Origin of the sequence: Allocatelliglobosispora scoriae (genome assembly GCF_014204945.1) — a bacterium.
Lineage (GTDB): Bacteria > Actinomycetota > Actinomycetes > Mycobacteriales > Micromonosporaceae > Allocatelliglobosispora > Allocatelliglobosispora scoriae.
In genome coordinates this window covers 4,580,515-4,601,622 of record NZ_JACHMN010000002.1, presented here as the reverse complement: position 1 = coordinate 4,601,622, position 21,108 = coordinate 4,580,515, and the positions used below count along the sequence as shown (strand labels likewise).

Annotated in this window: 19 protein-coding genes and 1 pseudogene; 18 read left to right on the top strand and 2 right to left on the bottom strand. The window is 66.4% G+C overall.

Annotated features, from left to right (window positions below):
- The first annotated feature begins 181 nt into the window (after nucleotides 1–181).
- The 7 genes from F4553_RS26365 to F4553_RS26335 all read left to right on the top strand — a co-directional run bounded on the left by F4553_RS26365 (nucleotide 182) and on the right by F4553_RS26335 (nucleotide 4,619).
- Nucleotides 182–517, top strand: a complete 336-nt coding sequence (locus F4553_RS26365; RefSeq protein WP_184840306.1) for a hypothetical protein — start codon at nucleotides 182–184, stop codon at nucleotides 515–517.
- Nucleotides 505–822: a hypothetical protein gene (locus F4553_RS26360; protein WP_184840304.1), complete on the top strand. Its 318-nt coding sequence runs from the start codon at nucleotides 505–507 to the stop codon at nucleotides 820–822. The genes F4553_RS26365 and F4553_RS26360 overlap by 13 nt, the downstream gene beginning before the upstream one ends.
- A 269-nt stretch (nucleotides 823–1,091) precedes the next feature.
- Entirely contained in the window at nucleotides 1,092–1,646 is a 555-nt protein-coding gene (locus F4553_RS26355; protein WP_184840302.1) for a hypothetical protein, read from the top strand.
- A gap of 146 nt (nucleotides 1,647–1,792) precedes the next feature.
- Nucleotides 1,793–2,062: a hypothetical protein gene (locus F4553_RS26350; RefSeq protein ID WP_184840300.1), complete on the top strand. Its 270-nt coding sequence runs from the start codon at nucleotides 1,793–1,795 to the stop codon at nucleotides 2,060–2,062.
- A gap of 55 nt (nucleotides 2,063–2,117) precedes the next feature.
- Nucleotides 2,118–2,465: a hypothetical protein gene (locus F4553_RS26345; RefSeq protein WP_184840298.1), complete on the top strand. Its 348-nt coding sequence runs from the start codon at nucleotides 2,118–2,120 to the stop codon at nucleotides 2,463–2,465.
- Nucleotides 2,466–2,607: 142 nt separating this feature from the next.
- Nucleotides 2,608–3,330, top strand: coding sequence for a GGDEF domain-containing protein (locus F4553_RS26340; protein ID WP_184840296.1), 723 nt, complete (start codon nucleotides 2,608–2,610; stop codon nucleotides 3,328–3,330).
- Complete coding sequence (locus F4553_RS26335; protein WP_184840294.1) at nucleotides 3,327–4,619, top strand: hypothetical protein; 1,293 nt, start codon at nucleotides 3,327–3,329, stop codon at nucleotides 4,617–4,619. Before F4553_RS26340 ends, F4553_RS26335 begins: the two co-directional genes overlap by 4 nt.
- Before the next feature lie 85 nt (nucleotides 4,620–4,704).
- Here the strand turns inward: F4553_RS26335 and F4553_RS26330 are convergent, their stop codons facing one another.
- Entirely contained in the window at nucleotides 4,705–5,190 is a 486-nt protein-coding gene (locus tag F4553_RS26330; protein WP_184840292.1) for an SAM-dependent methyltransferase, read from the bottom strand.
- 29 nt (nucleotides 5,191–5,219) lie between these two features.
- Nucleotides 5,220–6,626 carry an NsdA family TPR-like regulatory protein gene (locus tag F4553_RS26325; RefSeq protein WP_221470022.1) on the bottom strand — a complete coding sequence of 469 codons (1,407 nt, stop codon included), beginning with the start codon at nucleotides 6,624–6,626 and terminating at the stop codon, nucleotides 5,220–5,222.
- An 845-nt stretch (nucleotides 6,627–7,471) separates the two neighbouring features.
- Between F4553_RS26325 and F4553_RS26320 the strand changes: the two genes are divergently transcribed.
- The 11 genes and pseudogenes from F4553_RS26320 (at nucleotide 7,472) to F4553_RS26265 (ending at nucleotide 21,099) form a co-directional block, all read left to right on the top strand.
- On the top strand, nucleotides 7,472–7,774 hold the full coding sequence (locus tag F4553_RS26320; RefSeq protein ID WP_184840290.1) for a hypothetical protein: 303 nt from the start codon (nucleotides 7,472–7,474) through the stop codon (nucleotides 7,772–7,774).
- 528 nt (nucleotides 7,775–8,302) lie between these two features.
- Complete coding sequence (gene fxlM / locus F4553_RS26315) at nucleotides 8,303–9,538, top strand: methyltransferase, FxLD system (RefSeq protein ID WP_246466539.1); 1,236 nt, start codon at nucleotides 8,303–8,305, stop codon at nucleotides 9,536–9,538.
- A 52-nt stretch (nucleotides 9,539–9,590) separates the two neighbouring features.
- Entirely contained in the window at nucleotides 9,591–9,746 is a 156-nt protein-coding gene (locus F4553_RS26310) for an FxLD family lanthipeptide (RefSeq protein WP_312875368.1), read from the top strand.
- Nucleotides 9,747–9,821: 75 nt separating this feature from the next.
- The gene (locus F4553_RS26305; RefSeq protein WP_184840286.1) at nucleotides 9,822–12,908 is read left to right on the top strand and encodes a lantibiotic dehydratase; all 3,087 of its coding nucleotides are present in this window, start codon (nucleotides 9,822–9,824) and stop codon (nucleotides 12,906–12,908) included.
- A complete protein-coding gene (locus tag F4553_RS26300) occupies nucleotides 12,905–14,143 on the top strand; it encodes a lanthionine synthetase C family protein (RefSeq protein ID WP_184840284.1) in 1,239 nt (412 codons plus the stop codon). The genes F4553_RS26305 and F4553_RS26300 overlap by 4 nt, the downstream gene beginning before the upstream one ends.
- 8 nt (nucleotides 14,144–14,151) lie before the next feature.
- Nucleotides 14,152–15,108, top strand: coding sequence for a thiopeptide-type bacteriocin biosynthesis protein (locus F4553_RS26295; RefSeq protein ID WP_184840282.1), 957 nt, complete (start codon nucleotides 14,152–14,154; stop codon nucleotides 15,106–15,108).
- Between the two features lie 162 nt (nucleotides 15,109–15,270).
- Nucleotides 15,271–15,998: pseudogene (locus F4553_RS43045) on the top strand (coenzyme F420-0:L-glutamate ligase).
- 97 nt (nucleotides 15,999–16,095) lie between these two features.
- Nucleotides 16,096–16,575 (top strand): hypothetical protein, encoded by a 480-nt coding sequence (locus tag F4553_RS26280; protein ID WP_184840276.1) that lies wholly within the window; start codon nucleotides 16,096–16,098, stop codon nucleotides 16,573–16,575.
- 2 nt (nucleotides 16,576–16,577) lie between these two features.
- A complete protein-coding gene (locus tag F4553_RS26275; protein ID WP_184840274.1) occupies nucleotides 16,578–18,791 on the top strand; it encodes a DEAD/DEAH box helicase family protein in 2,214 nt (737 codons plus the stop codon).
- Nucleotides 18,788–18,973, top strand: a complete 186-nt coding sequence (locus F4553_RS26270; RefSeq protein ID WP_184840272.1) for a hypothetical protein — start codon at nucleotides 18,788–18,790, stop codon at nucleotides 18,971–18,973. Before F4553_RS26275 ends, F4553_RS26270 begins: the two co-directional genes overlap by 4 nt.
- Nucleotides 18,970–21,099, top strand: a complete 2,130-nt coding sequence (locus tag F4553_RS26265) for an AAA family ATPase (RefSeq protein WP_184840270.1) — start codon at nucleotides 18,970–18,972, stop codon at nucleotides 21,097–21,099. Before F4553_RS26270 ends, F4553_RS26265 begins: the two co-directional genes overlap by 4 nt.
- The last annotated feature ends 9 nt before the right edge of the window (nucleotides 21,100–21,108 follow it).

Below are 21,108 nucleotides of genomic sequence, written 5' to 3'. Positions count from 1 at the left end.
CACAACCTCGCACCGATGCCCGGCCGCGGACGCAACGCTCTGCAGGCCTGACCCCGCTACGCGTCACGTAGCGCCAGCACCACACCCGGCCGTCGCCCGGCCGACCCGCGCGATCCCGCGCACCATCCGGGCACGGCCGACAGCCGTGCCCGGATCCCCACCCACCACTCAGGAGAATCCGATGGCATTCCACAACCCCGGCATCGGGCATCAGCCCGTTGACCAGGTGCTCCGTGAATGGCGGCTGCCGTTCGCCATGAGACAGATCAACGACGCCCAGCCAGGCCACGAAGGCCCTTCCTGCCCGGCATGCGCCTCCTACCAGGCCGACCGCGAACGGCGCGCCGAGCAGTCGCCCATGCTGCACGGAAGCGACAACAAGCTCTACACGTCCCCGCACGCGGGGACGTACCTGTTCGAGGCGCGCTACTCGCGCTGGGCCTGCACCCAAGGAGCACACGGGCCACTGGACCAGACCGCGGGCGGGCACGACGGAGGTGCCGCATGCTGCTACTGAACATGTTCGACGGCATCTTCGACCGCCGCGAACTCGACAACCTGCTCACCCTGCTGGAACCAGCCACCGACGTTTGGGCACACCTGCGCCCGGGCGGTTGGAAGAACACGATCACCGCGACCCTCTGCGGGCTGCCGGTGGAGATCAGCCTCCGACCGTCATGGACCGCCGGCCATCTGAACCTCGCCCTCACCGACGAGATCCGCCGCGACTTGCGCGCCCGCCTCGACCGCATCACGGCACCGCGGATCTGGCTGCACGCCGAACCACTGACGATCACGCTCGAACCGAGCACCGACGACTAGCCGGCAGTGCACTGGATCCAACCGCCATGCCGGCCGCTGCCGTGCACCACCAGGTCAACGCCGTCCCGGGCCTCGGCCCGCGGACCGGCAAGCGCTCGCACCCCGGTCCTCTGGTGCATGCCTGACCGCTGACCTGATCCGTCGCGCTCCGCGTAACGCCAGCACCACACCCCGGCCGTCGCCCGGCCGACCCGCGCGATCCCGCGCACCCTCCGGGCACGGCCGACAGCCGTGCCCGGATTCCCACCCCACCCGAAAGCGAGAATCCGTTGCACGCCAACGACCCGAGCCCTGGCATCCCGCCCCGGCTCCTGCACCGCCCCACCATGGGCGGCCTCGTCGTCCCCTACACCACCCTGCGCCTGCCCGACGGGCGCTACCGGTTCGGTGCCGTCGACTTCGACCGCCAGACCCAGGCGTTCACCGACCGCCTGTGCCAGACCTGCGGCACCGAGCTCGGCAACCGGACCGTGTTCGCGGTCCGCGACACCGACCTGCTCGAGCTGACCAGCCACGAGCCGAGCATGCACCCCGAATGCGCCGCATACTCCGCGACCGCGTGCCCGATGCTCGCCGGGCGCATGACCCACTACCAGCACACCCCGATCGCCGAGCAGCTGGCGAAACTCGACCTGGCCGTCCACGGCGACCCCGGCACCGAGTTACGGCTCGGCCAGCCGTCGTCACCGTGGAGCCTGGCCTGGGCGAGCGGATACCGCCTCTACACGCACCCGCGTACCCGGCAGCTCGCCGCGCTGATCCCGCCCGGCCAACTGCTGCGCGTTCGCCCGGTCACCGCGGCGACAGCGGAGGCCGGATCATGAGCGCGCATGTCGTCGCCGTGTACCACAACACCGAGTCGCGTTTCCTCCCCTACGAGGACGGTCACCAGGTCACGCAGGTGCTCTCCCACTGGCGGGACTAGCCGGCGGGCACCGACCCGGAGCTGATCGCCGACTGGGCCTGGCACGTGTTCAACACCGACCTGGACAGGCTGGAGCCCGGCCGCAGTACGCCGCAGGGCGAGGCCGACTTCCTTCTCGCCTGCGTCTACCGGCTCATGCAACGCCGGTCCCTGTCGACCGGCGACGTCATCGCCGTCACCACCGACGGGACCACGACCTGGCTGGCATGCGAGTTCATCGGCTGGCGGCAGATCACCACCCCCACCAACCAGGCCGGACGCCCGCTGTCTGCCGACGCCGTCTACCGCCACCTCGCGGGCGGCTGTAATGACTAGCCTCGGCCGGGCCCGTTCCAGGTCGTCAGACGACTGTGAGCTGCACCGGCTGTGCGTGTTCGTGCTGTCGCTGTCCTGCGGGCACCTGGTCACCTACTACGCCAACGGATGGTGCCCGGTGAGAGTGCCCTGCTGCGACCGGCTGGGCGGCACCACCCTGCGCGGTGTCTACGTGCCGTACGCCTCCGATGTCGACTACGTCGGAGTGTTGTCCGAGCGGTACGAGCACAGGCCGCCCGGCAGCCCCAGCGAACCCGACGGGCTGCGCAGCCGACGGTCCCGCACCGACGACCTCTGCCGGTCACCGTGGCCCGGCGGCGGGTCCAGCACCGGACGGTACCCCGCATCGGTCGGCGCCGCGTGGAGCATCGACGGCTCCACCATCCCAGCCGAACCGAGCTGACCCCTTCCCCGAAGACGCCGCATTGGCGGCACACAGAAAAACGGCCCGCCGAAGGCGGGCCGTCGTCGTATCCAGGAGGCCCGGGACGCCTCGCCTACGAAACGTACGCGTCCCGGGTTCTCCATCGAGATGGAGGAACCCAGTGTTCACCACACTCCTCGTGATCACCACCATCCACACGGCGATCACCTTCACCGCCGGAGCCTGCGCGGGCTTCGCCCTCGGCTACCTGGCCGGGTGGCCCACCGCCGAGCAGCTGCGCGCGGAGCTGGCCGACGCCGTCTGGCAACTGGCCCACGACCCCCTCACCGGCCTCTACAACCGCCGCGGACTACGCACCGCCCACACCGCGCTCGCCACATCCGATCCATCACAGCCGATCATCGCCGTCCTGCTCGACATCGACGACTTCAAGGAGATCAACGACGAGTTCGGGCACGACACCGGCGACGAACTGCTCACGGTGATCGCCAACCGGCTCGAGCCCCTGGTCGCCGCATACGGCGGCAGCCTCGCCCGCCACTCCGGTGACGAGTACGCCGCCATCCTGCCCGCACGCCGGTACGGCATCTTCGAGATCGGCGAACGGATCAAGGCCGCCATCTCCGCGCCCATCCAGCTCCACGGGCAGGACGGCCCCGAAACGGTCCTCACCGCGAGCATCGGCATCGCCTTCGCCGACAGCACCGAACCACTTCAGGCAGCCCTCCACCGTGCCGACACCGCCATGTACCACGCCAAGACCCAGGGCGGGAACCAGCACATCCTCCACACCCCCGGCATGACCATGCCCGATCCCAAGCACCGCCGAGGGCCACGCCTGCGCGACCGACGCCACGACCACAGTGGATCGGACGCCGCATGAACCTCACCACCATGACAGCCTGCGCCACTTGCCATCGCGCACTCACCGAGCACAGCGACGGTGACACCATCTCCTACCGCCACCCGGTCAGCGACGAAGGCCACGAACCTGTCCCGGTCAGCGCGAGCCTGGTCCCGCAGGTCTTCGACCGCTGCCACACCTGCACCCAGGCGCCGCCCCTATGGAACTACCACACCGGCCGCATCGAGATCCTGTCCCTGGCCAGCGGCATGGCCGCCGGCTACAACGATCAGTGGCATGTCTGCCTCCGATGCGCCCAGCTCATCGAGGCCGACGACTCCGATGCCCTCACCGCACGATGCGCCGGACTCATGCGCTGGCATCCCGACAGCGACGAATACACCATCCTGCACACCCTGCACCGCGGCATCGTCCTGAGCCGCGAAAGCCGAACCCTGCTCACCACCACCCACTGGTCACCGGCCCGCATCGACGCCGACATGATGCCGAAGATCCGCGACCGGCTCACCGGACTTCTACGCGGACCCGCGAACCTGCCCGCCGCCATTAACAACCGCGACCAGCGCCAGAATCTGGCCCGCCGACTCGACCTCATCCCCCTGTACTGGATCAACCAGGAATTCACCGACCTCGTCAACACCGTCAGCACCGACCGGCCCCCAGCATGGGCCACCGACGAGATCACCCCATCAACAGCCGGACTCCTCGCCTGGCCCGAACCCGTCGGCCAAACGGGACAGCTCGCCGCCGCGTCCTGGACTCCAGAAGGCGACGGGTGGCACGTCATCGGCTACCGCAACGTCGGAGTCACGGACGAAGATCTCATGCCCGCCCTGCGGCACGAGATCGGATGGCTCATACCGATCCACACCCAGCACATCGCCCGCGGTACAGCTCTTGACGGAAGCCACCCGCTCGGTCCCCTCATCACGACCTGGCTGCTCATCAACCAGCAGATGGCCGAAGCGTTACCGGCGAAACTGCCGAAGAGCATCACCAAGGCGTACCGGAGAACCCAGCGCCCCACACCAGAAGTAAAGATCGTTCAGATCAGGGCGCGGAGCACGGTACTTCTCGGCGAACGGCCTGACCAGCTTGGCCCGCGTACGCGGGCCAAGCCCGACCACCGGTTCTGGGTCACCGGTCACCCACGGCAGCAGGCATACGGTCCCAGCCGCAGCCTCCGCCGCGAAATTGAGATCCAGCCGTTCCTTAAGGGGGACGAAAACCTGCCGATCAAGCTGAGCACCACCGTGCGCGTCCTCGGCCGCCGACCTGCGGAAAGAGGGGACACGAACCCGGAGTAGTCACGAGTTGTGCGTGGTGGCGGGCGTTGCCCGCCACCACCATGACGCCAGACCGCTCTTTGCCGGGCCGAAATGAATGCCGGTGTCAGGCTCGCCGTGGAGCGAAGTAGTCCACCAGCATTTCGGTGGACCATTCTGCCTGGCGAATCTCACCTCGCGGACCGAACTCGCTGAACCATGGCTTGATGTCGAGTACGGGAGTGCCGTCGACGGCATCCAGGTCTTCGACATGTAGGTCGAGTCCGTCGACCTGCAGTAGTCGGCACCGGGAGACGCCGAGCCAGTTGATGCGGCGCATATTGCGGTGACCGAAAATGCCGACGGCCGGCCAGTCGGGGTTGTCGCGGGGGCGGCGTGCACCGAAGTTGAGGTCGGTCGGGTCGGTGAGGTGGAAATAGAAGACGATCTCCAGGTGGGAGAACTCCTCCAGCCCGGCCGTGGCTTCGGCTGGGAAGCGTTCGCCGTCGATCCGGATGATCGCGCGAGTTCCGCCCCAATAGTCGTCCGTCGGCTCGGTACGTCCACCGACGACGTACGCGATGGGTTCGACCTCTATGGGTTGGCTTGGCATCGATGTATTCCTTCGTCTGCGCTCGGCGGTTAGCGATTGCTGGCTGCGGTGGCGGTCAAGTGAGCGGCGGCTCGCGTGTCCAGTTCCGTGGCGAAGGAGATTCCTCGACGTCGGAACGGCGACAGGGCCACGCGCATGTCGGCTACCGTTTGCCGAGCGCGGGCGGAGCGCACGCCCTCCATGGCATCCAACGCGGTGGCCCAGCTCTGGCACGCTTCGTCCAGGTTGCCCTGACGCGCTTGAACGGCTCCAAGGTATCCGAGCGTGACGGCATGTGTGCGGGTGAAGGTCGCGGCTTTGCGAGTACGAACGCTGCGCCGCAGTTCTCTGGCAGCTCCCGGCAGGTCGCCGCTGTCACGCAGGGCGCAACCGGTCTCGTGGGCGAGGCTGGCCTCACCAAAGAAGAACACCCGAGATGGCTCGCCATCCCCCGGCTCGGCTCTGGCCAGATCGCTTTCCGCCTTGAGCAGGGCCGCCGCAGCATCCCGGCCCTGTCCGGCAGCTGCCAACCCACGGGCATGGACGACGCCGAGCAGAGCGCGCTCCCTCGGGCTCGCCATCCGATAGCGGTCACCTTCGACGGAGGCCTGGGCCAGAGCGAGGCCCTGTCGAACGTGTCCCAGGTCGATGGCTTGGTGAGCCATTGCGCGCAAGGTGTGGGCGGCCATGGCGGGATCGTTGGCTTCAGCTGCGAGTTTGACCGATGCGGCGAAGAAATGCTGCGCCGTGGAATGTTCGGCGTTGTCGAACGCCATCCAACCGCTCAGATAGGCGAGCTCGCTCGCCGACGAGAACATCTCGCGCCGCACCGCGTCGTCGGTGAACTTCCCGTGGAGGTAGCGGGCGACATCTGAAGTCAGGTACTGCACAACGGCCGATCTGGCGTGCCCACCGCCTCGCCGTTGGTCGAGCCGCGAAAAGATCAGCACCATTTCGCGCACGGCTTCGAGGTCGCCGCGTCCCACGGCCGCTACACCAGCGGCGGATCGCTCAACGCCACGGCCGGCCATCGCCGTCCACCACGATGAGGCGGGAACCGCCAATGCCGCCACAGAGTAGGCGGCGCCTTCCAAAAGCGACCTACGCCCTGCGTCCACGTTGATTCTCCCGAGATCGGCCAGCGAAGCCAGCGTATCGACCCTCCAGTCAACTTCGGGAACGGAGGTCGAGGAAGGCGCCGCCAGGCCGATATCGTCAACCGTGACTATCCTTCCCAACCTGCGCGACAGCGCCTCAGCCAGAAGGATCGGCGCTGCCCCGGACGGATGCGATCCGGCAATCCAGTGCGATACGTGAGATCTGCTCACTGCGGCGAATTCGCGCGCTCCACTCTCGGCGGCGACGCGCACCAGCGCGCTCGCCACCTGCGCATGTGACCATCGGGCCTCGGCAACGACCTGCGCCAGCTTGGTGTTCGGTTGACGGCCTTGTGCCACCAGCTCACCCCTATTTCAGATGATCTTTCACCACGTTCACCGCGTTCAACCCCTTGACAGCGTACCGATGGACTATCGCACATGGTTCGCTAATCACATCGGCGCCACTGAATTACTACGCCATAGGGGCAAGCGGCGTTGGCACACATCAATGATGTACACGTGGGGGTGAACCATGGCTGAAAAGATCCTCGATGACGTGGATCGCACCAATTCCGCATCCGGCTCTTCACTCCGCCACGAGGCCCGCTTGCACTGCGGGCGCGTTGCACCAACATCGCCTCCGCCGCTACTCGGCGAGTTCTCCCAAGAGGCGACCTCTGCGGTCTACACGCTTCTGGGACTGCTGGTTTGCCCAGAGGGCAGATCCATGGCGCCGAGCGCTCGAGCGTTTCGGAGGTATCGGTGTGGAGATTGCTGCAGTGAAGTCGACGCCGAGTATGCCGAAAACACTCTATTCGAGCGGGCAGTGCGACAGCGGCCGACCTTGATCGCGGCAGACACACCCTTGCAAATGCGTAATCAGGCCATGGCCGCCGTGATGACTGCCGCTCGGTACCTGCCGATGACGATGGCATTCCGTATCACCTGGCTGAACCGCGTCGCCCCAGGGTCCCCGCTCGTCATAGCGGGAGCAAGAGCAGAGGCGGAACACCTCTCATGATCGTAACGACAGAAGGTCCTCGTCCAGACGCCGCCGACGCCGCACGCTCAATTCTGATCGTGCACACGCCGTCCGACGACGGTCTATGCCGCGGTTGCTACGAGTTCGCGTGCGTATTCGCGCTGTTTCCGTGTTCGCAGGCGGCTTGGGCACTCGCAGTTCTGGAAGGCGGTGAGCGATCATGAAACCGTTGCACGCCAAGGTGCTGGCTGTTCGCAGCAGGCCACGAGAGCTGATCTACGCAGCCCTGCTCGCTGAGCCGGGACGGCAGTGGAACGTGCGGGATCTGGCCGCGAAGCTGACGGGTGTATCGGTGGAGGCCGTCACCGCGACCCTGCACCTGCTGCTGGGCGACCGGTTGATGGACATCGTCCCGCACAGCCGACGCCTGACGCTTCGCCTCAACGGTGAGGGCAGGTTGACGGTCGAGGAGATCACGCGGGCCTGGTCCGTCGCGCAGGTCACTGGGGAGCAGACGCGGTGAGCCCAGTACGAGCAACAGTGCGAGCGGCTGCGCTGGCTGGCCCGGATGCTGCCCGACGTGTCATCACCGAGCATCTGCGCTCAGATGTCGGCGGCCGGTGCTTGGCATGCGGGGATCTGGAGCCGTGCTCGCAGCGCGCCACAGCGCACGCTGTCCTGTTCGGTCATGACCGCCAACTTCCCCGCCGCCGTCCGCTAGAGCTGATCGGAGCTGACGGCGACTTCGGCAGCGGCGGAGCGGCACCGTTCAGCGCGTTCCACGCTCGTCCATGACCGCAGTTGGCGGCACACACTCCGGCGGTCAGGACGACAGGTGACCTCAGTGTCCGATACCTATACAGGCGGTTGATGAGCAGGGAGACGACGCTGGACCAACGATTGCTACACCAGCAAGCGAACCACTGACCTATCGCGCCAGTCCGGCCGCTCGGCGCACCCAAGGGCCGGAACACCACAAGTGATCGCTTCGCCACAGCTCAGGCTCGGCGGCGCCATATCCGACAAGCACTCCGAGAAACGGGAACAGCAAATGACGGTGGCTGACATGCACGATGTCGACGAGCAGGAACGCCTGCACGAATTGATGGTCTACGGGATAGTGCGAGGCCGGGCCAGGCTCGGCGTGCCGGTCTCGCCCGAGGTCGAGGATGCGCTGCGGCGGGTGAAGCGGCACCTGTTCGTCCCGGGCGCGCCGCTGGAGGAGGCGTACGCCGACGACGCGGTCGTCACCAAACGCGACGCGGACGGCCTGGCGACCAGTTCGGTGTCCCAGCCGACGATCATCGCGATGATGCTGGACCAGTTGCAGGTCCGGCCCGGCGACCGGATCCTCGAGATCGGCTCCGGCGGCTACAACGCCGCGCTGTTGCGGGAGCTGACCGGCCCGTCCGGGCTCGTGGTCACCATGGACATCGACCGCGACGTCACCGACCGGGCCAGCGCGACCCTGGCCGCCGCCGGGTACGACGACGTGCGGGTGGTCTGGTCCGACGGCGAGTTCGGCACCGCCGAGTGCGGCCCCTACGACCGGATCATCGTGACCGTCGGCGCCGCCGACATCCCGCCGGCGTGGACCGAGCAGCTGATGGCCGACGGCCGCCTCGTCGTACCGCTGCGGCTGCGGGGCCTGACCCGGTCGCTCGCGCTGCACCGGGTCGGTGAGCGCCTGGTCAGCAAGTCCTACGAGGTATGCGGGTTCGTCCCGATGCAGGGCGCGGGCAGTAGCCAGCAGCGCCAGATCGTGCTCCACGCCGAACCCGGCCGGGAGGTGGCGCTGCGCGTCGACAACCCGGTACTGCACTTCGACCCCGCGCTCGACCAGGCCCTGACCATGCCACGTGCCGAGACGTGGACGGGGGTCAGTGTCCGGTCGATGGAGCCGTTCGACGACCTCGATCTGTGGCTGGCCTACGCGCTGCCGGAGTTCAGCCTGCTCACCGCGACGAAAGCCGCTGTCGACGCGGGCGTGGTCGCCCCGACGTGGCGGCTGGGCACCCCGGCCATCGCGTCCGCCGGGACGTTCGCCTACCGCACCCTGCGCAAGGTCGGCGATGACCAGCACGAGTTCGGCGTGTATGCGCACGGCCCGGACGCCGACGCCCTCGCCGCTCGCCTGGCCGAGCAGATCCGTGTCTGGCACGACGGACACAGGGGCAAGCCAGGGCCCACCTTCACGATCCACCCGGCCGGTACCCCAGACGACCGCCTCGACGGCGGTCTGGTGATCGACAGAGATCACCGAAGGGTGTCTGTCTCCTGGCGGTAACGCCAGCGGGCCGTCGACACCATCACTCACAACACCCCCTTTGGAGGGCACCGTGAACAGTTCCGCACCCACCATCGCCGCCGATGACTTCGACCTCGACGTCCAGATCCTCGAGGTCGGTCCGGTCGTCCCGGAGCTGATGCGCAGCACCGACGACAACTGCGGCAGCACCTGTGCCTCCGCCTGCACCACCTGCAGCAAGAAGTAGCACCCCGGCGCCGCGGCCTGGAGCCCTCCGTTCCAGGCCGCGGCGCCCCCAACCCCTCTCTTCCGGAGCGTGCCCGTGTTCCGCGTTGTCGATGGCGGCGTCATCCGAGCAGTCACCCATCCGAACTCCCTGGACCTGCCTGCATGGCCGCGCCTGTCCGGCGACGCGGCGCAGCAGTCCGATGCTTGGCGGGCGTGGCTGGCCAGCGTGTGGTCGCAGCCCTGGGTGGTCGAAGCCGTCGAGATCGCCAGCCCAGACCTCGCCCGGGACATCGCCCGCACAATTAGCGGGCACGGCCCGAAACCCAGCGAGGTACGCCGGTTGGTGGTCTCCCTGGCCCGCTACCTGCTGCGCGCTGCAAGCAGGCCGACACCGTTCGGCATCTTCGCCGGTGCCGCTGCCACCCGACCAGGTGCGACGCCGATCGCGCGGATCGGCGAACTGCACACCACCACGACACGAGTCGAGGCCGCCTGGCTGGAGGCGGTCATCACCCGGTTGGAGTCATCGGTTCCGCTGATGAAAGCCGTCCCCGTGGTGGCGAACACGCTCGCATACGCACGCGGCGGAAGGCTTGTCCTCGGTGGCCGCCAGAACCTTGACGCGGCAGGCAGGGACGCCCCGGTCGAGGTCACCGTCGCCCACACCGCAGCGGTCCAGACCGCGCTGCGAGCGGCTGAGAGTCCCGTCGCGATGGGCGTCCTCGCCAGCAAACTGTGCATGACCGCTCCCGCAGCCTCACCGGCGAAGGTCGAGGCGATGCTGCTGAACCTCGTCACGCACCGCATGCTCGTCAGCAGCCTTCGCCCACCGACGACCGTCGCCGACGCCCTCGGCCATGTCGTCGCTCAGGCGGCCATGCACGGCGGAGACCACATCGGTGAAACCGCCCCTGTCCTGGCTGGCCTGCGCGCGATCCACACCGCCCTCGCCGAACTCGACGAGTTGCCCCTGACCGCATACGAGCGGCGCCGCAGCCTGCGCGCCGCCGTCGGCAGCCTCAGCACGACCATCACCACGGCGGTTCCCCAGCACCTAGCCGTCACGCAGCGCCTGGACGTCGATGTCGTTCTCCCGGAGACAGTCAGCCAGGCCGCAGCCGAAGCCGCGTCGGTACTGATGCGCCTCGCCCACCGTGGGCCGTCCCCGGCCTGGCAGCACTACCACGGCCGGTTCGTCGAACGCTACGGTCCCGGCACGCTCGTCTCCGTCACGGAACTGATCAACCCCAACATCGGCCTCGGGTTTCCCGCAGGGTTCCGCGACGCACCCGACGAACCGGCGACCGGCCTGACCGCCCGCGACCGCGCGCTCCTCGACATCGCCCAGCGGGCAGCACTCACCGGCACATCAGAGATCACGCTGACCGACGCGATGATCGCCGACCTCGGCGAGGAACCAGATCCACTGCGGCTGCCGCCGCACACCGAGATCGCCTTCCAGATACACGCGAGCCACGCAGCCGACCTCGCGACCGGCGACTTCACCCTGGCCGTGGCGACGCTCTCACGCCACGCCGGCGCGCTCACCGGCAGGCTCCTACCAGCACTCCCCACCGCCGACCGAGACCGGATCGCCGCAGCCTACGCCGCCATCCCCACCCTCGACCGGAACGCCGGCCCCGCCCAGGTGGTATGCGAGCCGATGTACGCCCTCGCGGGCAACGTCGCCCGCATCCCCGCCGTCCTACCCCGCACCATCCCTCTCGGCCAACATTCCACAGGACCGGGTTCGATCGCCATCGGCGACCTCGCGGTGGGTGCCACCGCGGACCGGCTCTACATCATGCAGCTGTCTACCAGGCAGCTCATCGAGCCCCGAACCTTCAGCGCCCTGGAGGCACGGAACTTCACCCACCCCGTCGCCCGGTTCCTCGCCGAGGTCAGCACCTGGCACACCACCACACCGCACCCGTTCAGCTGGGGAGCAGCCAGCAGCCTGCCGTTCCTGCCCCGCATACGCCACCGGCAGACCATCCTCCGCCCCGCCCAGTGGCGGCTGCACCGAACCGACCTCCCCCACCGCGACCAACCGTGGGACAGCTGGGACCGGCAGCTCACCGAATGGCAGCGGACCTACCGAGCACCGGACCGGGCCCTGCTCGGCGACACCGACATGGTCATCCGGCTCGACCTCACCGACCCCACGCATCGGGAACTGCTGCGCGACCACCTCGACCGGCAACCCGACGCCGTCCTCCGCGAAGCACCGCCGTCACACGCCTTCGACTGGCTCCACGGCCGCGCACACGAAATCGTCCTCCCGCTCGCACCCAGCCGGGCGCAGCCCGAGCCGTCATTCGACCTGCCGCACCCGCGCAGCCTCGCCCACCGGGACGACGCCCACCTGCCCGGTGCCGGGCACTGGCTCTACGCCAAGGTGTACGCACCCGCCGCCAGGCACCACGACATCCTCACCGGCGACCTCACCCACCTGTGGGACGACGACCCCGACCAGCCCACCTGGTGGTTCATCCGCTACAGCGACCCCGAACCGCACATCAGACTGCGCATCCACCTCACCGGCCCCACCTCCTACGGGGCCGCCGCCGCCCGCATCGGCCGCTGGGTGCACCGGCTACGCGAAGCGGGCCTGACCGGCCGCCTCCAGCTGGACACCTACCAACCCGAACTCGGCCGATACGGCACCAAACCCGCGACAGCCGCAGCGGCACACGCCGTTTTCGCCGCCGACTCCACCGCCGCGATCACCCAACTAGCCGCACCCCACCTCCACCCGCTCGCCGCGACCGCCGCCAGCATGACCGCCATCGCCACCGGCCTGCTCGGCACCCACGAACGCGCCATGACCTGGCTCCTCGACCACATCCCCCGCCAGACCGCAGCCACCACGCCCGCCGCCCGACCCATCAGCCGCCAGGCCATCGCCCTCGCCGCCCCCTCCGACCGGTGGGCCGCCATGCGCGCCGCACCCGGCGGAGACCGGATCGCAGCGGCCTGGCTGCACCGCGACCAAGCGCTGCGCGCCTACGCCTGCCAGCTCACGGCCAACGACCCCAGTGTGGACTCGGTGCTGGGCTCGCTGCTGCACATGCACCACGTCCGCATGGCCGGCCTCGACACCAGCGCCGAACTGCAGGCACACCGCCTGGCCCGGGCCGTAGCCCTTCGACACCTCAAACCCTCGACAGGCCGCCCATGAACACCGACTCCTACTCATCGGCGCTGACCGCCGCGATCGCCGACCGCCTCGCCACGCCCGCCGCCGCGCGACGGTGGCAGCCCACCGGCACCGACCCGGCCTGGTGGAACCACTCGCTCAGCCACGGAGCAGCCGGAATCGCCCTGCTCCACGCCGAACGAGCCCGCACCGGCCACGGCAGCTGGGCCACCTTCCAAGCATGGACCGGGATACTGACCGCAGGCCTGACCAGCGGACACGGCGCGTTCGCGGGCGCGCCCGCCGTGGCACACGTCCTCGCCACCGCCGCCGAAGCCAACCCCGGCGCCTACCGCTCCGCGCTCACCGCCCTCGACCACCAGATCAGCCGCGACGTCAACGCCCGGACATGCCTGGCCCACGCACGCATCGACCACCAGACACCCGGCGACACCGCCGAATGGGACCTCATCAGCGGCCTGACCGGCCTGACCCGCTACCTCCTGCGCCGCGACCCCACCAATCCCGCCATCTGCGAAGCTCTCACCTGTCTAATCCGCATCACCCAACCCATCCAGCATGAAGGCCGAGTCCTCCCCGGATGGTGGACCGACCGGGACCCACACCGCGGCTACACCGAGCAATGGGCCGGCGGGCACGGCAACTTCGGGCTCGCCCACGGCACCGCAGGCATCCTCGCCGTCCTGGCACTGGGCACCATGCACGGCATCGAGGTCCCCGGCCAGCACGACGCCATGACCGCCCTGTGCGAGTGGTACCGATCCTGGCAGCAGCCGTCTCCCGCCGGACCCTGGTGGCCGCAGTACATCACCGTCAGCGAGCTACGCGACCGGCAACTCCACCACCCGGAACCCGGACGCCCGTCGTGGTGCTACGGCACCCCCGGAATCGCCCGCGCACTCCAACTCGCCGGCCAAGCCCTCCACCAACCAGACCCCATCGAACTTGCCGACACAGCAACCCGGGCCAGCCTCGCATCAGACACTCCCGCAGCTCCGCTCACAGACCTGTCCATATGCCACGGCTACGCAGGCCTGCTACACACCGCACGCCACCTCGGCCAACACGCCGATACCATCGCCGCCGCCCTTCTCCACCAGCTTGACGACGATCCGGCGACCGCCACCGACCAGCTCCTAAGCACCACCGGACCGCAACTGCTGGAAGGCGCTGCCGGCATCGCTCTCGTCCTGCACTCTCACACCACAGACCCCGACCTGTCCTCCCCATGGGACACGATCCTGCTGCTCCATTAGGAGACCGCATGCCCACCGACCCACTCGAGAAGGGCGCCCTAGCCATCCTGACCGGCGCCCACCCCGACACCGTCGCCGCCGAACTCGCCCTTCCCACACCCGAGCTCACCGCCGCCGCACGGACCTACCAGGCCGCAGGCCGAGCGGCACTCGCCTACGCGGCCACCAGCAGCCGCTGGCAGCACATCACGGTCGTCATCGACGGCAGAGACACAGCCGAACAAATCGGCATCAGCCACCTCGCCCCCGCGCTGGAACGAATCCGCGCCAACGGCGCCCTGTCCGACTGGTGGCACCTGCGCAAACAAGGCCACTGGCGCATCCGGTACCTTCCCGCCGCCGATCGCAGTCAGGAAGTTACCGCTGAACTCGCAGACACCCTCGACCGGTTACGCGACGACGACCTCATCGTGAGGTGGAACACCGGCATCTACGAACCGGAAACGGAGGCATTCGGCGGCCCCGCCGCCATGGAGATCGCCCACACCCTGTTCAGCACCGACAGCCGATGCCTCCTGCGGTACCTGGCCGCGCCTGCGGCACTCGGCCGCCGCGAACTCATGCTCTTACTACCAACCGTGCTCGCCCGCGCTGCCGACCTCGACTGGTACGAGCAAGGCCAACTCTGGGCCGACGTCAGGCAGGGCCGCACGACCACAGTCCCTGCAAACCGCATCGCCACGCTGGCACCCGCCGCGCGAACCCTCCTTCGTACCGACGCCGGCAGCGGCATCTCCCGCGCCCATGGCTTCGCCGAACTCCTTGCGGCCTACACACACGCAGGGGTCTCACTTCGGCACCTGGCGGCCCGAGGAGAGCTCCACCGAGGGCTACGTGACGTCTGCGCCCGGCACATCGTATTCGCCGCCAATCGATGGGGCGTGCCGCACGAAGATCAAGCACAACTGGCCGCAACGGCGCGCTACGTGATCCTCGGAGAGCAGGAAAACCCCACCGACCGTTAGCTTGAACGCAGCCCGACTGTCGCACCCTTCCCTCAACCGCCCATCCCATCTCCAGCTCGGTCGTGGAGGGACTGCCCCGAGTTTGGTTGCCGCTCGGTGACTGGCCCCGGTTTGTGATCCACCGGCTACGAGAGCCGTTTCTGGTTGTTGATCCACTAACTGGTGGTAGGCCTTGTAGCGGTCATCTTCGAGGCTGCCGAAGCCGACAGGTTTACCTTCGTCGACCAAGACGTCGTCGTCGCGCAGAAGATCGTCTCCAAGGCAGGGGTCCGCAAGGTTGACCTCGCCTCGGTCACTCCCTCGGCACGGGCGCTGAAGCTGGCCGAAGGGACCGGCCTCGACGACCTCCTCTGCCAGCTCTACCTCGACGAGTCCAGGGCGATCCTCAACGTCAAAGGCCGCCACATCGTCACCGTCGACAACCGTGGTTTCCAGGGCACCGGCGCGGGCGTCGACATGTCCAACATCGGGCCTCGCAGCGAAGGCCGCGCCATGCTGCTGCCATCGATCCCGACGCGTCAGCCCGGCGAATCCGCGAGAGCATCCGCCAGCAGACCGGCATCACCGTGACAGTGATCGTGTCGGACTCGTTCGGCAGCCGCAACCGCGACAGCACATTCGAGGCAACCATCGGCATCGCCGGCATCCGGCACATGGAAGAACTCGAAGGCGAACACGACCTGTTCGACAACCCCAGCCGGCCGATCATGAACCGCGTCGACGAGATCTCCTCAGCCGCCTCGATCCTCATGGGCCAGACCGACGCCGCGCTTACCGTCTTCGTAGGGCACGGCATCACGACCACCGGCGATGAGAACGTCTGCCTGGCCCGCCTGCTCGTCGGCCTACCACTGCCGGAAATCGACTTTGACCTACGACCCGTGTCCTAGGCCGCATCTCCATGATCCGCTGAGGCGACGACCGTGCACGGCGATGCGCAGTCGCACCGCCGGTCTAGCATTCATGTGCTGAGTAGGGGGAGGGCGAATGTTGGTGTACGAGCAGGCGATCGCCGCGGTGGAAGGCGCTGCAGCCGGCCCGGCGCGTCTGACGGTAGCGACCACCTGGGCTGGATTGCTTGCTTCCGCCGCCGATACCGACTCCCTTCGTGTATTGCTCGGCAACGATTCGACAGCCGATGCAGACGTCACTGCGCGATGCCGTACAGAGCGGTCGCGACGATTGCTGGCAACAAACGGTCTTACCCAGCTCAATCAGCTAATGGAACTAAAGATCAGGGACTTGCAGCGCATTCCCAGCTGCGGCAGGGCTACTTTGATTGATATCTTAGTGGCGATGCTGCTCACGTTAGTCGCTGATCCGATAGTGCAACCTCCCGGCGATGTGCCCTTACCGGGCCTAGGTTTCGAGCTGGAGCTTCGTGGTATTCAGGAAGCAGCAATACCGAAGGCTGCTTCTTACGAGCCCGTTTCAGACCCCCTGCTCGACATTCTCAAGAGTAGGTGAAAATGGATTTGTTGCCGTCATGGGATCCCAACTGGAAGCGTCGATACAATTCGCCACCAGATGACCTAATCAACAATTTCTACGTGCCGGCCTTCGCTCGGTCGAACACCTATGACCGGGCGGTTGGATTCTTCTCAGCACGGCTGCTGGCCGCTATAGCCCCATCCATAGACCGATTTGTGATCCACGGCGGCAAGATGCGGCTGATCACATCTCCTGCTCATCTCAATGATGAGGAACTCGAGGCGATGGGCAAGGGTGAACAACTCAGGGAACGCATTAAACAGGATCTACGAGAAGCCATCGCTAAACCAATTCCCAATCCGGTTCTCGCAGACCGCCTCAAGCTTCTGACCTGGATGGTCGCTACCGGAAAACTCGACGTGAGGATCGCCCTGCGCGAGCATGCCCGAAGCTATGCGCTCTTTCACGAGAAGATTGGCATCTTTGCCGACGGCGACGGAAACTGGATGACCTTTACCGGTAGTCCAAACGAAACGCTCGGTGGGGCTCGACTGCATTCGGAGTCGTTTCCACTTCACCGCAGCTGGGCTAACGAGGAGCAGCGAGCCTACGCGCAGGAGGAGCGCGACCGCTTCGAGCAGGTCTGGGGTGAACAGGTCGAGGGGATATCGCTCTGGAAGGTCAATGATTGGATCGAAGAACCAATGCGATCCACCTTCGGCATGCGTGAGCCGTCGGTCGCCCGGTCGCGCATGTACGAATTCGATGAACCTGCGATCTCGGACATACCGATCCCGGACGATGCGACATTCGTGCCCTCACTACCGGACAGCCTTGTCCTGCGTGAGTACCAGAAAAGTGCGGTAAACGACTGGCTGCTGGCTGGCGGAAGAGGCACGTTCGCCATGGCCACAGGAACAGGCAAGACCCTCACGGCGCTGGCGGCTGCTACGCAGGCGTCTATTCATATCGCGAAGTCCGATCGGCCCTTGCTGGTCCTTGTCATCGTTCCGTCGATTGACCTCGTGGGCCAATGGCGTAACGACGCTGAGCGCTTCGGCTTCCGGCCAGCTGTCTGTCACGGCACCCTCAGACGGGGTCAAGAAGAGTACTTGAAGTCGGTGTTCTCGGCTGCCAGGTCGAGTCACGGTCGACGGACAGAGATGGTCATCACCACAGCTGACAGCCTCACTCCACGCTCGGCCAACATGGGACCTGCTTCAGATCATTTCCTGCAGCGGCAGCTTGCCCGTCACAGCGGCCACCTGCTGGTGATCGGCGACGAGATGCATTCGCTGGGGACGGCCGCCCGCCTGGCTGCGCTTCCCAAGAATGCAACGATGACCTTAGGGCTGTCGGCGACGCCGAAGCGGCACGGCGATGAGGTAGGAACGGATGCACTTTTGGAGTACTTCGGCAAGCCCGTGCTGTCGATCAGCATCAAGGAAGCGATATACAAGTACCAGGCGCTCGTCCCGTACGACTACCTTCCATCACCAATTGAGCTCACTGAGGAAGAGAGCCGGCAGTACCGGCTGATCTCCCAGAAGATCGCTATGGCGTTCGGCGCGGGGGACGAACAGGCGGCCGAGACTCACATTCGCGCGCGTACCCGCCTGATTCAGCACGCGACGAACAAGCGAGGCTGCCTACGCCAGCTCATGGCCGGGGGGTTGAGGAACGAGACTCACCAGATTATCTACGTAGCTGAAGGCAAGGATCCGGAGTCGGACTTCTTCCAACTCGACGAGACCGAGCGGATGTTGAGGGAGGACTTCGGCATGCGGGTCGAGCGCTACTACGGTGAGACCGACAGCGAACGCCGGGAGGTTCTGCAGGAACGTCTCGCGAGCGGTGACATCCAGGCTCTGCTGGCCATGAAGTGCCTGGACGAGGGCGTCGACATCCCCTCGGCCCGCATCGGCGTGATCACTGCCTCGACTCAGAACCCGCGGCAGTTCGTACAGCGTCGTGGACGCCTGCTCCGGCGAGATCCTGACAATCCGAAGTCCCACGCGGTCATCCACGACTTCCTCGTGATGCCGCCGCGTCCGGTCGGCGAACCGTCCGATTCTGAGAAACGCCTGATCGGGGCAGAGCTGTCGCGTGCGGCGGAACTCGCAGATGCGGCGCGCAACAGCGAGGCTCTATTCTCTGTCATTGCCTGGGCCTACGAGTACGGCCTGCGCCCTGCCGAGCACACCTGGATGAACCTCACCCACGAGGGCGACATGGAGGAGTGGGTTCAGTGAGCGCCTTCGAGCAGCACATAAAGAACCTTGTGACAGAGCTGAGTCCCGCCGCGAGGGAGGTCACAAAGTTCGTCATCGAGGCCGAACACAGGCGCCGATTCGCTGAGGACCGCAGCGAGCTGCGTGAAGAGTTCGCCCACCAAGCACTATCGGCCACCAAACCCACCGGGAGCGATCAGTGAAGTTCACCTCGCTGACCATGCGAAACTGGCGGCCATTCCACGGCACCCACCGCATCGACTTCTCTACGGATCCCGATAAGCCGGTGACCCTGGTGCTAGGGCCAAACGGTGCTGGCAAGACCGCCCTGCTCAACGCGTTTACCTGGGCCCTCTACGGTCAGTTCACTGACGGGTTCGAGGGACCCGAGAGCTTGGTCAACTTCGAGGCGCTCAAGGGCGATGCTACGGCTGAGGCCTTTGTGGAGCTTGAACTTGAGCACGAGGAAAACAAGTTTCGCGTGCGGCGGGCGACGGACGCTCGGCGTCAGTCCAATGGCGATTACGACCTGACAGTCACTAAGAACGGTGAACGGGCAGTCGAGGACGACATCTACCGCATTCTGCCCAAGCCTCTCAAAGATCTGTTCTTCTTCCCCGCAGAGACGTTTAGTACCGCCAGCGTCCTTCAAGGGGACCGGCCTGGAGAAGGTGCGTCGCTGGACATCGGCTCGGCGATCAGGTCGCTGCTGGCGGGCGACATCTACGACCATGCCGTCGAGGACCTGCGCGGAGCGATAGCAAGCGATGCTCTCCGGCCGACGCAGAAGTACACCGACGACACCGTCGAGGCTGCTAGGCGGGCGTGGGAACAGGCGCAGGCCGAACTGAACGCTGCCGAGGAGCGGCGAGACAAACTTCCTTCGCTGTTGGCACAGGCGCGTGATCAAGCCGGCAAGGCGAAGAAGGAAGCGGAGAAGTACAACCCTGAAGAGATCAAGAAGTGGGAACTTGAGTACAACGATCTGAAAGACAGGGTCACGGGCGCGGAGAAGGCGGTCCAGCAGGCCAACGACCTCTACGTGGAGCTCGCACGTAAGGCATACCTGCACTTCGGTCATCATGCTTCGGAGTCCGCGGTCCGCCGGCTCGACATTGCCGAGAAGGCTGGGCTCATGCCGCCACGGATTCACGACTCGGTTTTGCACCAATCACTGGCAGATGGGCGTTGCGCCCTGTGCCAGGTCGACTTCTCCGATCAGGCCCGTGACCGCGTCGAGAAGTTGCTGGAGCATGTCACCGAGCACGCCATGGCGGTGTTGGGCCTGGAAACCAGGACACAGCTCCGGAGCCACCTGGAAAAGACAGAACGCGAGATCGCCGAACTGCGCGGCCAAGTCGGCGCTCTGGCCTTGGACCTTACCGTTCCCGGACCTCCTCAAGACGCCGACATGAAGATGCTGCAGTCGGTGTTGCGGATGTGCATCGACGTCGCCGACCGCATGGTGGTCAAGGCCAGGCGCGAGTTCAAGGAGTTCACGGATGCGCAGGACATCCCCATGCCAGCGCAGGGCAACAGTCCCGTTGATATCGCCATGCTCAAGCAGCAGTTCGTGGACCGCCTAGAGCAGGAATCGCGGGACATCGCGGCCAACATCCTGAAAGCCACTGAGGGCGAGCGGGATAAACTGGCCGATTACACCAGGAAGTCATCGAAGTCGGACGGGTACAAGCGCAAGACTGCTGCAATCGAGATCCTGCGTGAGGTGAAGGACTTCTTCGATGCGGCGCGGAAGGGCTTGAACCATTTCGGCCGTGAGGACTTTCAGAAGGCCATCAACGACACGTACTCGGACCTGATCGCGAAGCCGTTTGAGATCCGGGTCGGGGAAGACTTCGGGATCTCCGTGGGCGCGCCCGGACGCGACGAGGCGATGCCGCTGTCGCAGTCAGAGAAAGTGCTCCTGCTGATCGCCTTCCTCGGAGCTATCGCCCGGCTGGCGCCCCAGTACGCGGAGATCGCCCGGAGGAACGAGCAGTTCCAGCGGACCGGCGATGTCGCGACTTCGAAGAAGGTCGGGTTTCCAGTGGTCCTCGACTCCCCGACGAGCCCGCTGGACAACGAGTACGAGGCCGACGTCATCAAGGCGCTCCCGCAGTTGCTGCCACAGATCGTGATCATCGTATCGGCGAAGTCGGTGGAGGCGTGGGAAGAGATCTCCGAGCACATCGGCAGCGCCAACATCATGGAGCTGACATCTCACAAGACAAGTAACCGTGTCGTCAAGTGGAAGGGTAAGGACCATATCTACAGCACCCAGGACGACGGTGTGGACCCTGCCCGCACGCGCATGACGCTGATCGGCTGAGGAGGACGA